The 12,437-nt window shown below is 41.0% G+C and carries 11 protein-coding genes; 4 read left to right on the top strand and 7 right to left on the bottom strand.

The features are described 5' to 3' along the window. Positions 1-361: 361 nt before the first annotated feature. Positions 362-844, bottom strand: coding sequence for a DUF3992 domain-containing protein (locus CHI10_RS22105; RefSeq protein ID WP_142301756.1), 483 nt, complete (start codon positions 842-844; stop codon positions 362-364). A gap of 183 nt (positions 845-1,027) precedes the next feature. On the opposite strand from CHI10_RS22105, the gene CHI10_RS01805 reads away from it, so the two are divergent. Further along, the gene (locus CHI10_RS01805) at positions 1,028-1,210 is read left to right on the top strand and encodes a hypothetical protein (protein WP_095242571.1); all 183 of its coding nucleotides are present in this window, start codon (positions 1,028-1,030) and stop codon (positions 1,208-1,210) included. 90 nt (positions 1,211-1,300) lie between these two features. On the opposite strand, the gene CHI10_RS01800 is transcribed toward CHI10_RS01805, so the two are convergent. Next, positions 1,301-2,842 carry a DHA2 family efflux MFS transporter permease subunit gene (locus CHI10_RS01800; protein WP_095242570.1) on the bottom strand — a complete coding sequence of 514 codons (1,542 nt, stop codon included), beginning with the start codon at positions 2,840-2,842 and terminating at the stop codon, positions 1,301-1,303. A 186-nt stretch (positions 2,843-3,028) separates the two neighbouring features. Between CHI10_RS01800 and CHI10_RS01795 the strand changes: the two genes are divergently transcribed. Further along, the gene (locus CHI10_RS01795; protein WP_095242569.1) at positions 3,029-3,919 is read left to right on the top strand and encodes a TetR/AcrR family transcriptional regulator; all 891 of its coding nucleotides are present in this window, start codon (positions 3,029-3,031) and stop codon (positions 3,917-3,919) included. 117 nt (positions 3,920-4,036) lie between these two features. Continuing rightward, positions 4,037-5,527 (top strand): spore germination protein, encoded by a 1,491-nt coding sequence (locus CHI10_RS01790; protein ID WP_095242568.1) that lies wholly within the window; start codon positions 4,037-4,039, stop codon positions 5,525-5,527. A gap of 39 nt (positions 5,528-5,566) precedes the next feature. On the opposite strand, the gene CHI10_RS01785 is transcribed toward CHI10_RS01790, so the two are convergent. Beyond that, a complete protein-coding gene (locus CHI10_RS01785; protein WP_095242567.1) occupies positions 5,567-6,982 on the bottom strand; it encodes an FMN-binding glutamate synthase family protein in 1,416 nt (471 codons plus the stop codon). Positions 6,983-7,113: 131 nt separating this feature from the next. On the opposite strand from CHI10_RS01785, the gene CHI10_RS22170 reads away from it, so the two are divergent. Continuing rightward, positions 7,114-7,278: a hypothetical protein gene (locus CHI10_RS22170; protein WP_179288923.1), complete on the top strand. Its 165-nt coding sequence runs from the start codon at positions 7,114-7,116 to the stop codon at positions 7,276-7,278. 51 nt (positions 7,279-7,329) lie between these two features. On the opposite strand, the gene CHI10_RS01780 is transcribed toward CHI10_RS22170, so the two are convergent. From CHI10_RS01780 to CHI10_RS01765, 4 genes are read right to left on the bottom strand one after another with little or no spacing between them, the layout of a single operon-like run. Beyond that, positions 7,330-8,949, bottom strand: a complete 1,620-nt coding sequence (locus tag CHI10_RS01780; RefSeq protein WP_095242566.1) for a glycoside hydrolase family 13 protein — start codon at positions 8,947-8,949, stop codon at positions 7,330-7,332. Between the two features lie 58 nt (positions 8,950-9,007). Then, the gene (locus CHI10_RS01775) at positions 9,008-10,693 is read right to left on the bottom strand and encodes a glycoside hydrolase family 13 protein (protein ID WP_095242565.1); all 1,686 of its coding nucleotides are present in this window, start codon (positions 10,691-10,693) and stop codon (positions 9,008-9,010) included. Positions 10,694-10,727: 34 nt separating this feature from the next. Further along, positions 10,728-11,549, bottom strand: coding sequence for a carbohydrate ABC transporter permease (locus tag CHI10_RS01770; RefSeq protein ID WP_095242564.1), 822 nt, complete (start codon positions 11,547-11,549; stop codon positions 10,728-10,730). Beyond that, the gene (locus CHI10_RS01765; protein ID WP_035330521.1) at positions 11,549-12,412 is read right to left on the bottom strand and encodes a carbohydrate ABC transporter permease; all 864 of its coding nucleotides are present in this window, start codon (positions 12,410-12,412) and stop codon (positions 11,549-11,551) included. Before CHI10_RS01765 ends, CHI10_RS01770 begins: the two co-directional genes overlap by 1 nt. Between the last annotated feature and the right edge of the window lie 25 nt (positions 12,413-12,437).

The following is a 12,437-nucleotide window of genomic DNA, read 5'->3' as shown; positions in this document are numbered from 1 at the left end:
CTTTTTTATTATTATGGAATTAGCCTTTTATATAGAGTAATGCAGAATTTTCCCGAGGCATTTGGCGGTGCCGTTAAAGTAAATTCACTTGGAGCGATAGCAGCCAATGCTGCTGAGTTGCCGGGAGGTACCGGACCAACTTCCGGACTGCCGGGTGCAGTAATATTCCCTGTTACGGAACCTGGACTGCCTGAAGAATTAAATATTTCAAAAGTGCCTTCTATAAAATCTCCTGCCGGAGCGCGCCACACAGAGAGTCCGTCAATCCCGCCTGTTCCGCCTGAAAAATTACAGCTGCAGGACAGCATAGGTTATTCGAACTTTTCGAACAGCTCATATAAATTCCTCCTAACGATACGTATTAACATACTATTTCATAATGAAGAGATAAACAGTAAGTTCCTCTGCAAGTAAACACTTCATTTCCTGAACAGACAAAACCAATCCGTGCCAAGGCGCCAATTGTAGTAGACTTTGTCTGACCTGCTGAAACTGTAAAGAGCTCTTCTAAGTCACCTCTTAAACTGGGAGAAGCAAGAACACTAATATCACATGATCCTTTGTTAACAACTGATATAGTTGCTGCAGGCATGTTTCTGATCCCTCTTGCAGTCCAATATATTTCAGCGTCGTCTCCACAAATTTGCTCTATATTGCCGCAAACTTCATCATGAATAAGCTCTTTTTTAGGGAAAGAAGGAGTAGGAGGCTTTGGATAATGATTATGATCAGGTCTTGCTTGATCTCTCTGGCTGTGTTGGTCGTGCGAACGGGGAATTTCATTGACATGATCTTCACATCTGCACAAATCCTCCCGGTAGTTACATGAGGTACAAAATTCCATACTCATCACATCCTTGTAGTCATTTCTCTACATAGTATTAAAGGAGAGGACAAGGTGCCTGTGCTTTTAACTGTGTTCATAACTTGCACCAATTTAAGATCTTAACAAAACTTTTTAATTCCAAGTTGACAAATCGGATAAATATGAATTAAAATAAAATAAAGAAAAAGGAGGGTTCATTACATGGCATTAAACAGAGAAACACTTATCAGCAAATTATTATCACTTTCCAAATTCCAGCATAATCACAGCTTGCTTAATTTAAGTGACCGGAAGCTGGAAGCTCTGTATCTGGATCATATTCTTTTTTCACCTCACCCTCACAGCGGACATCAATCAATTAAATTAGTTGGAAAAATTAGATAATAAGAAGCCTGCAAATGCTTAAATAGCATTGCAGGCTTTTTCATTTATACCTATAGAAAAAGAGGGAATCCCAAGATCCCCTCCAGTAAATTAACTTTTTGCCAATTTAGGCACCATATTCTCCTGCTTTAGCTCTTCAACCGAGTCTTCCATTGGTGTTGCGCGTTTAATGAAGAAGGCCAGAACAAGTGCAGCTGCAGCGATAAAGGTTGCTACGAAAAAAGCATCGTTAATTCCCTCAAGCATGGCTTTCATTAGAACCTGCTGCTGCATTTCCGCCACAGCAGCTTCAGTCATTTGTCCGCCGTTAGCCACAGCCCCGCCTTTCATCGCTTCTTTCGCAATTTCCGCAGCATGTGTTTCCGTTCTTGTTGACATAACTGTTACCAATAAGGCTGTCCCAATGGCACCGGCCACCTGGTTCAGCGTATTGTTCATTGCAGTACCATGCGGATAAAGCCTTCTAGGCAGCTGGTTCAAGCCATTAGTAGAAACAGGCATCATGACCATGGACATCCCGAACATCCTGATTGAGTTGAGTATAATCAGCTGTGTGTAGGTTGTTTCCAAAGTCAGTCTGCTGAATACATAAGTAGTTCCCACTGTAATGGCTAACCCAATGATCGCCAAAATCCGGCCCCCAATTTTATCGAACAGCTTTCCAGTTAATGGCGACATCACTGCCATAACAAGGGCACCTGGAAGCATCATCAATCCTGCATCCAAAGGTGAAATCCCCCTTAATGTCTGAACATAAATCGGAATCAGAATCATTCCTGAGAATAGCGCCATATTTACCGTCATGCTGATAGCAGACGATAATGCAAACATCGGGTACTTATATACACCAAAATTAAGCATCGGACGTTCTGATTTGGTTTGTTTTAAAATAAACCAAATCAAACTTATAACTCCGACTGCAATTGTTAAATACACATGAGGGCTGTCCCAGCCCTTGTTACCTGCAGAACTGAACCCGTAAAGTATTCCGCCAAACCCTAAACTTGAAAGAACAAGAGAAAACATATCCAGACGGATATTCACTTTTTCCTTTTTGTCTTTCAGCATGACGGCTCCAAGAACTAAAATGACACCCGCAATCGGTGAAAGGAAGTGGAAGAGCATTCTCCAATCATAATGTTCGATAATCCACCCAGAGAGTGTTGGCCCAATTGCAGGGGCAAACATTAAAATCAATCCAAATACACCCATGGCTGCTCCGCGTTTTTCAACCGGGAAGCTGATCAGCATTACATTCATTAATAGTGGCATCATAATTGCCGACCCTGATGCCTGCAGCATTCTGCCGGTCAGCAATACAGGGAATACATGAGCAATACCCGCTACCAGGGTACCGATTGTAAATAGTCCCATTGCCACAATAAATAGCCTGCGGACTGTATATTTTTCAATTAAAAAGGCAGTAGCCGGGATCAAGATACCATTAACCAGCATAAAACCGGTAGTCAGCCACTGCACTGTTGCCGCTTCTATTTCTAAATCTGCCATGATAGATGGCAGGGCGATATTTAATAATGTATTATTCAAAAAGGCAATAAATGCCCCGATCATTAAAACAGCAAGAATCCCATAAGGCGGCCGGTCTGTTTTAGTGTCTATTGCGTGTTCCATTATATTTCCTCCTGTACAATCAGTTCATTCTTTTATACTGTCGTTACACATAAATCATATAATATACCATGAGTTCAACTTTTGCAACAAAAAAATCCTTGTAAAATGGAGGGTTTGTGTAAATTAATACAATGAGGTACTATTAAGTTATACACATAGTTCAAATAAAATGACAGGTGATTATAGATGAATAACAGGAAAATGCATGTTATAAAAAAAGCACATCAATTATTCCTGGATAAAGGTTTTCAGGCTACATCCATTCAGGATATTTTAGATTACAGCGGGATATCTAAGGGTACCTTCTATAATTATTTTTCTTCAAAAAACGAGCTTCTTATTTCCATTTTTAAAACATTGCATGAAAAAATGGAATCAGAACGCAATAAGCTTCTTATCGGCCAGGACCCAAGCAGCTTAGAAGTATTCACACAGCAGATCGAATTACAGATGAATATGAACCGGACCAATAAGCTGGTTGCCCTTTTTGAAGAAGTACTTGTTTCAAATGACCCTGAGCTCAAGCAGTTTATTAAGGAAGGCCAGCTTAGGATGGTGGATTGGATTTTCAGCCGGTTTATTGAAATCTTTGGCGAGGACAAGAAACCCTATTTGCTGGACTGTGCTGTGATGTTCCTTGGCATCCTCCATCATAACGTAAAATACTATACAAAGTTCTTTGAATTCTCTTCGAGCATTAATCCTGTGGTCCGTTATAGTGTAGAAAGGATAAGGAAGGTTGTTGAAGAGGTCAGTTCAGCCGGTGATTACCTGCTGAATCCTGAACTGATTGAAAACAGATTTAGGCAGACAGATCATAAAAATATGTATATTCTCTGCAAATCCATATTGACTTTGAAGAAGTCCATCAAGCAGGAAGATCTGAACGATTGCATGGATCTTCTGGACTTTATCCAGGAAGAAATGATTCATTCGAAAAAACCAAGAAAATTTCTCATTGAAAGTGCACTACAATCTTTGAGCAGGTGTATAGCATTTATGGATGCCAAAGAATTTAAAAACCTTGAAAGTCTGGTTTTATCCTGCTTTAAACATCCGGAAGAAGAACCGGTATAATTCCCAGGCCTGCCTCATTCTGAGGGAGGCTTTTTTTAGCTATCCCCCCTATTCATTCATAATCTTTCCAAAAACGGAAACACTACACTTAATGCCGAAAAAACTGGTGATCGTTGAATGAAAAAAGAGTTAAAAAAGAAGAGACCTGTGTCAGAGATTGAACTTGAGGAGCTGGAAAAGTCGCTTTCACGGTCTCATGATTTTCAAAAAGTACAATATAGCAATAGACAAACAAAGCTCTGTTTTTCTTTTACTTATTTCAAAACACTGACTGATCAAAAAATGATCACAAAAAGTTTGCTCCCTCAGCTTCTTCTTGGTGATTTCAACAAAATCGATGATTTGAAAAAGCTTTTGCCATCTGCAAGCATACAAATTTGCGAAGATCTTTCAAAAGCAGAACATATGCTTTTGAATGGCTATGTGATGGTTACATCAGAAGCCGAGAAGCAAAAAGCGGCTTTTATGGCTGCTAAATGTTCTTATGTTAGAGAGATCACACATCCTGAAGTAGAGCAAACGGTTATTGGAGCAAAGGAAGCATTTGTTGAATCTCTGGAAAATAATTTAAATTTAATCCGCAAGCGGCTGCCCATCTCTGAACTGATCATAGAAGAATATATTATTGGAAGCATATCGAGAACAGTGGTGGCTGTTCTCTATATTGAGGGAATTACAAATACAGATTATATCAGCATGGTAAAAGAAAGAATCGAAAATATCGACTTTGATGAAATCACTGACAGTTCTTATATTGGACAGCTGATTTCAGATAATAAGAACTCTCCCTTTCCGCAGCTGCTGGATACAGAAAGACCGGACAGGGCAGCCGCTGTCCTTGCTGAAGGGAAAATAGTGATAGCCGTAGATGGGTCACCGCATGTACTGATTACCCCTACAACTTTTTCTGAATTCTTCAGTTCTTTTGAAGATTATTTTTTGAATTGGACTATCGCTTCTTTTGCCAGAATATTACGGGCCTTTTCTGTTATTTTCTCCATACAGATCACGTCTATTTATGTTGCAACGCTTACTTATCATATGGAGCTTGTCCCCACGGATTTATTAGGGACACTGGTAACTTCAAGACAGCATATTCCTTTGCCTCCTTTCTATGAAGCGTTAATGCTTGAACTGGTAATAGAGCTATTAAGAGAGGCTGGAGCCAGATTGCCTACGAAAGTCGGGCAGACAATCGGTATCGTAGGAGGGATTGTTATTGGGACTGCGTCTGTGCAGGCTGGGCTGACAAGTAATGTCCTGTTAATCTTTATCGCCCTTGCAGCTCTTGCCGCTTTTACTACACCTGTATATAAGATGAATAATACCATCCGCTTTCTAAGATTTCCGTTTTTATTATTCGCAAATTTATGGGGTTTTGTAGGCGTGCTGTTCTGTTCCTGTATTCTGTTAACACATATGCTCAGGCTCACATCTCTCGGCAGACCTTTTATGGAGCCGTTTTATCCGCCAAGGTATCGGGATCTGAAGGATTCGTTTCTCAGATTTCCGTTTCAGCCTTTAAGGCCAGTGTATTTAAGAACACAAAATCCGCATCGGTTTCAGCCGCAGAAAAAATCAAAGGTCAAGAAAGATATTGATGAATGAATAAAAAAGAGAGCCTGGCTTACAAGTGCCAGGCTTTTTTTATACCTTCTTAGATTGGTCCTCCCATGGTTCAAAGGAAAATGGGATTCCGATCATTTTCGCGGTGAGTTCATCATAAGCCACAAGATCTTTCTTGGATAATTCTTTTAATGACTTTTTCCCCATGGCTCTTAAAGCCATTTTGATTTCCTCGGTGCTCGCGGTCAAGAACTTTTCCGCCGACTTAGCCCCATCCTCCGTTTTAAATACATCTTTGAATTTCCCCTGGTTCCAGACAGCCTGTGTTGGCGGTTCAAAAGGAAGAGCATTCAATGTTTGTTTATGGGAAACAGTAAACAGCATAACAGATCCCAGATAAACCGCATCCGCTCCAAGCGCCAGGACTTTTAAAAAGTGTCCTGGTGTAAAAAGACCGCCAGAAACAATTAAGCTTATATCCCCCTTCTTTTTTCTTTTTTCAAGATGGTTTGAGGCACGGGTGATAGCATGCAGGGTTGGTATTCCAAAATCGTCTGCCAATAGGGGAGGTGCACCGACAGAAGCCCCTTGTCCCCCATCAACCGCGATAAAATCCACCCCGATTTCGATTAAATGATCAATATCATCTTCAATCTTTCCGCCTGCCCCTATTTTTGCGCCGATCGGGACACCTCCGGACATTTTACGCAGCTCATCCACCAGCTCTTTTAAATCCTTCAATGTCTGTTTTTCAAAAAAATGTTCCATTATATGGGCGGTTTCGTTTTCCTTTAACCCCATGACTTCCCTTGCACGACCGGTTAAATTTTCAGGGGAGATGTTGCCGCCCATACCCAGTGTAGCTCCCTGACCCAGCTTAAGTTCAATCATGTCCGCCCTTTTAATAGTCTTTTCTTCCTTACCCCACTCCGTCTTGGAGAACTGAAGAATGTACTTCCCCGCACTTTCAAGCTCTTCAGGCAGTATTCCGCCTTCACCGGAATTGATGGCTGTTCCTGTATTCTTGGCAGCTGTGGCCAATGCAATTTTGACTTGCTCACTTAAAGCGATTCCATAGGCCATTCCACTAATCATCAGTGGAATTTTGATTTTCATCGGCTTTTTCGCTTTTGGACCAATCGTCACTTTCACATCGACATCTTCGTCGCCGTCAATAGGGAAAGGGGATGTCTGTGCAGGGATAAACGTAATTTCTTCAAAATGCGGCCATTTTTTCGATGAGCCAAAGGGGCGGTGCAGTACATCACCTGTTTCGGCCCGCAGGTTATTTTCAAGCGCATTTTGAATGCCCATATGCTTAAAACCGGGAATAAGCTCAATGAGGTTTTCCTGATAGCTGTCTGTCATAATAATTTTTCCTGCCTGCTTCACTGCCCGCTTCATGATCCAGCGCCAGCCGATAACAAGCATAAATCCTAAAAAAATATATAATAGGGAAATCATTGCAAGTGTTGCAATTAATAATATATTGGTCATTATTCTTCTCCAAGAGATCTTTTAGATTCCATTATTTCCATTGAGAGGGAATTTAACCTATGCCTTTTCGAATTTTGGAATAATCACAAAGCTTGAAGTGAATTCTATGAAAAAATATAAAATGAGGTGAAATGATGAACAGCCGCGAGAATGTTCAGCAGAACAAAATTGATGTAGAAAAACGAGCTAAAGGAAGTCTTCTTGAATCTATGATGGAGCCTATGGACCAGCTATCCAAGATTCCTCCCGAAAAAACAGACAGAAGAACCAATGATGGAGAGATGAATTATCAATAGAAGAAAGCCGGCATTTTTGGATGCCGGCTGTTATTATTCACATGGAATATTTCAGCTAATTTCATAAATTCTTGCTTCATACGGAAGCAGTATTTCTTCATTTTTATCATAGTCATTCTTATAATTAGAAAGAATGATTTCCCGATTTGCAAAGCCGTCAAATGTGAACGCCTGCTGCTCGTCGCCATGGTTTAAAACAATCAGCCAGGTTACATCATTATAGGAGCGTGTATATACATATAGGTGTTCATCATCTGGCAATAGATCCTTATAATCCCCGTAAACCATTACCTCGTTTTGTTTTCTTAATTCAATCAGCTTTTGATAAAAATAATATACGGAGTCTGTATCATCCAGAGCTGATTCGACATTGATTTCCTTATAATTCGGATTCACTTTGATCCATGGTTCACCAGCTGTAAAGCCTGCCTGGCTGCTTGCGTTCCACTGCATCGGTGTCCTGGAGTTATCGCGGCTCAAAAGCAATAAGCTTTCAAAAACCTCCTGAGGGTCACGCCCTTTTGAAATTTCTTCATGATATTTATTTTTCATAGCAATGTCATTGTAGTCTTCAATGGAATCAAATCTCACACCTGTCATGCCGATTTCTTCGCCCTGATAGATATAAGGAGTTCCAGGTAAGGTATGAATCATTGCTGCCAAAAGCTTCGCAGACTGAATACGGTATTGGCCATCATTTCCATAACGGGTAACCTGTCTTGTGTGATCATGGTTGTTAAGGAATTGTGAATTCCACCCTTTTTGCTTAAGGCCTTCATGCCAGCTTGATTGGATTTCCTTGAATCTGAGCATATCCCATACCGGCATTTCATCTGCCACCTGAAAATGGAACAGAGTGTTCAGTTCATTCCTGCTTTCATCCACATAGAGCAGTCCCTCTTCCGGTGAAACAAACGGGATCTCACCGACAGTCATCACATCATAATGATGAAGGACTTCCCGGTGCATTTCCTGAAGATAGTCATGGATACCGGGGTTATTGGCCAGGTAGCTTATATCATAAGGGTTCTCTGCATCTGATAAATCTTCTCTTTTTGCCAATAGATTAATCACATCCATTCGAAACCCGTCAATTCCTTTATCCAGCCAGAAGCGCATCATTTTGTAGATTTCCTGGCGCAGTTCAGGATTATCCCAATTAAGATCCGGCTGCTCGACTGCAAAGGAATGATAATAATATTGTCCTGATGCTTTGTCCCATTCCCAGCAGGATGAAGCAAAATAGGAGCGCCAATTATTTGGCTCCCTGCCATCCTTTGGATCCTTCCAAATATACCAATCTCTTTTCGGATTATTTTTGGAGGAGCGTGATTCCACGAACCAGGGATGCTGGTCAGAAGTATGGTTTACAACCAGATCCATAATGACCTTCATACCGCGCTGATGTATTTCATGGATCAGCTCATCGAAAGCTGCCATGTCACCGGCTTTTTCCATAATTCCATAATAATCTGAAATGTCATAGCCATTATCCCGGTCTGGTGATTGATAAAAGGGATTCAGCCAAATCACATCAACGCCAAGATTCTTAATATAATCAAGCTTTTTTATAACCCCTCTTAAATCACCATAGCCATCACCATCGGAATCAAAAAAGCTTCTCCAGTAAATTTGATATACAACAGCTTCTTTCCACCATTTTTTATTCACAGGGCCACCTCATTATCATCAAATCTTCGTAAAAAAGGGCCCTAAACAGGCCCTGTCTTTATTTTTTCAAACGATACACTCTAGCTTCATATGGCTTGAGTGTCAGGTTATCAATTTCTTCATTTTCATCTGCAGTCAAGTTGGATATCAGAAGTTCCTTAGACGAATAAAGGACATGTCCCGGCAGCTTAAAGTCCGGTGTTCCATCACTGAAGTTGCAGATCACAAGCAGCTGGTCATCACCCAGAGTCCTTGTAAAAGCAAAGATCTGCTCATCCTCTTCCATTATTAAATCGAATGCTCCATATACAATCACTTCATTTTGCTTTCTAAGCTGAATGAGCTTCTTATAAAAATGGAAGATCGAGTCTTCGTCTTTTAAAACTGCTTCTGCATTAATCTTCTCGTAATTCGGGTTCACTTTGATCCAAGGGTTTCCGTCTGTAAAGCCTGCATTCGGGCTGGCATCCCACTGAACAGGTGTTCTTGCATTATCCCTGCCTCTCTCATGAATGCCTTTAAAAATTTCATCATGTGTTAAGGAATCCGGTGTAAGATCATGGTAGGCATTCAATGTTTCGATATCACGGTAATCATTGATATCATTGAACTTAACATTTGTCATGCCGATTTCCTCGCCCTGGTAAATATAAGGCGTCCCCTGCATCATATGAAGGCAAACAGCAATCATCTTACCAGAAGTTACACGGTATTCTTCTGAATCATTTCCCCATCTGGAGATGGCGCGGGGCTGGTCATGGTTGCTCCAGTACAGACTGTTCCAGCCATCTTCTTCAAGGCCCTTTTGCCACTTGTTGAAGATCTCTTTCAAATCAGTCAATTTCCAGGGGCGGGGGTCCCATTTGCCGTATTGTCCATCTCCAAGGCCCACATGTTCAAAATGGAATACCATATTTAATTCATTTCTGTCCCGGCCGGTGTAGAGTTTGCCTTCATCAACTGTTACACCAGGCATCTCGCCAACCGTGATGGTATCATACGGGCTAAGGGCTTCCTTGTTCATTTCCTGCAGGAACTCATGAATTCTTGGACCGTTCATATAATAATCGCTGCCGTCCCCATATTTGTGTCCTTCCCGGATCTTCCCCTGAGGATAGCTCGTATCTTTTGAAATGAAATTGACTACATCCATGCGGAAACCATCAATGCCTTTATCCAGCCAGAAACGCATCATTTCATACACTTCATTTCGCAGAACAGGATTTTCCCAGTTCAAGTCAGGCTGCTTTGTGCTGAACAGATGCAGGTAATATTCGCCGGTTTGTTCATCATATTCCCACACACTTCCGCCAAACGCTGCTCCCCAGTTAGTAGGAGGCTCGCCATTGTCCGTCTTTTTCCAGATATAATAATCCCGATACGGATTATCTTTAGATTTTCGTGATTCCTGAAACCACTGGTGTTCATCGCTTGAATGGTTGACAACGAGGTCCATCATGATTTTGATGCCGTGTTCATGGGCTTTTGCCAGCATCCCGTCAAAGTCTTCCATAGTTCCGAACTCATCCATAATATTACGGTAATCTGAGATGTCATAGCCATTATCATCATTAGGCGATTTGTAAACGGGGGATAGCCAGATAACATCGATCCCCAATTCGGCTAAGTATGAAATCTTTTCAGTGATTCCGTTGATATCGCCAATTCCGTCCCCATTTGAATCATTGAAGCTTCTTGGGTAGATTTGATAAATAACGCTTTCTTTCCACCATGTTTTGTTCAATTTTTACAACTCCGATCAAAGAATAATTTTATCTTTATTTTATTGAACCCTTCATTACACCGCTTATGATCCATTTTTGAGCAAAGATGTACACAATAATCATTGGCGCAAGTGCCATTAAATAGGAGGCAAATGCAAGATTATAATCTGTGCTGAATTGGCCCTGGAAAATGTACTGCACCAGCGGAAGTGTGGCCATTTCCCGGTCGCTGAGCAGGACAAGCGGAAGCATAAAGTCATTCCATGCACCAAGGCTCGTAATGATCGCGACGGTTGCATTCATTGGTGCCAGAAGCGGGAAAATGACTTTCCAGAAAACACCCCATGTGGTTGCTCCGTCCATGATAGCCGCTTCTTCAAGTTCAACCGGAATGGCGCGGATGTAGCCAATATAGATAAACACATTGAAAGAAAGGTTGAAAACGATATACAAAATGATTAATCCAACCAGATTATCCATTCCCCATGCACTGGTCTGTTTAACAAGCGGCAGCATGATGATTGGGAAAGGAATGAACATCGCACTTAAAAAATAGAAGTATAGGAACTTATAAAACTTCTTATGAAGATTTCTGGCAATGGCATAAGATACAAGCGAGTTCGTTAACACAGTAAAGATAACAACAAATATTGTAACAAATGCACTATTTTTAAACGCATTAAAGAAATTAGTCATTTCGATGGCCTGTGCAAAGTTGTCAAATGACCATGATTTAGGAAGAGCGAGTAAATTTCCTGCCATTTCAGGCGGTGTTTTAAACGCAATGGTAATGGTTAAATACAGTGGAAAAAGAATGAGCAATGAACCTAAGATTAATAGAGTGGTCACAATCCAGCTCGTTTTTTTGCGATTCATTAGTTTTCCACCTCTCTTTTATTTAAGAATTTCAGCTGAATAACAGAAAAGACGATGATGACGATGAAGTATATAACCGCATTGGCTGATTGATAGGCGAACTCGCCGCCTTCAAATCCTCCCCGATAAATAAGCAGGGATATCGATTCCGTCGACTTTCCCGGGCCTCCTCCAGTCAAGGCAACAATTTGATCAAAGACCATTAGGAAGTTTTTCAACGACAGAACCATATTGATGGTGAAAAAAGGCGCGATGAGCGGAAACGTTATTTTCCAGAACTTTGTCCAGACACCGGCTCCATCAATACTGGCTGCTTCATATAAATCTTCTGAAATCGTTACAAGCCCCGCAAGGTACAGAATGGTATTAAATGAAACTGCCTGCCAAACGGCTACAATGACAATTCCGATCCAGGCAAGGTCCGGGTTTCCAAGAATATTGCGGGTCAAAAATTCCCATCCGAATGCATCACCAATCTGCGGCAGGAAATGAGCAAAAATAAAATTAAAGATAAAGCCAACAATCAAGATACTCAGAATGTAAGGCAGGAAGTAGATTGCCCGAAGCGTTTTGTGAAACTTTATCTTGGAATTAAGCCCTATGGCCACAAGAAGGCTTATGATATTGACCAAAATGGTCGCAACAATGGCAAATTTAAAAGTAAATAAGTAAGCATCCCCTGCCCGTTCATCTTTAAAAACGTTAAGGTAGTTTTTTAAACCAACAAAATTCCAATCTCCATACCCTTTCCAATCTGTAAAGCTGTAAAAAATCCCCTGCAATGCAGGAAAGCTGTGGAAAATGAAGAAAAGAAGGAAAGCGGGTATCGTGATGATGAGAAACACACTGTTTTTCTTTTTCATAATGACAACTCCTTTTTAGAAGGCC

This window comes from Bacillus sp. 7894-2 (genome assembly GCF_002272225.1).
Taxonomy (GTDB): Bacteria; Bacillota; Bacilli; order Bacillales; family Cytobacillaceae; genus Cytobacillus.
This window is presented reverse-complemented; position numbering and strand designations above follow the sequence as displayed.

Coding starts and splice junctions, on each gene's coding strand:
- CHI10_RS22105 (WP_142301756.1), bottom strand. CDS start 844: ATGGAATTTTGTACCTCATGTAACTACCGGGAGGATTTGTGCAGATGT.
- CHI10_RS01805 (WP_095242571.1), top strand. CDS start 1,028: ATGGCATTAAACAGAGAAACACTTATCAGCAAATTATTATCACTTTCC.
- CHI10_RS01800 (WP_095242570.1), bottom strand. CDS start 2,842: ATGGAACACGCAATAGACACTAAAACAGACCGGCCGCCTTATGGGATT.
- CHI10_RS01795 (WP_095242569.1), top strand. CDS start 3,029: ATGAATAACAGGAAAATGCATGTTATAAAAAAAGCACATCAATTATTC.
- CHI10_RS01790 (WP_095242568.1), top strand. CDS start 4,037: ATGAAAAAAGAGTTAAAAAAGAAGAGACCTGTGTCAGAGATTGAACTT.
- CHI10_RS01785 (WP_095242567.1), bottom strand. CDS start 6,982: ATGACCAATATATTATTAATTGCAACACTTGCAATGATTTCCCTATTA.
- CHI10_RS22170 (WP_179288923.1), top strand. CDS start 7,114: ATGATGAACAGCCGCGAGAATGTTCAGCAGAACAAAATTGATGTAGAA.
- CHI10_RS01770 (WP_095242564.1), bottom strand. CDS start 11,549: ATGAATCGCAAAAAAACGAGCTGGATTGTGACCACTCTATTAATCTTA.
- CHI10_RS01765 (WP_035330521.1), bottom strand. CDS start 12,412: ATGAAAAAGAAAAACAGTGTGTTTCTCATCATCACGATACCCGCTTTC.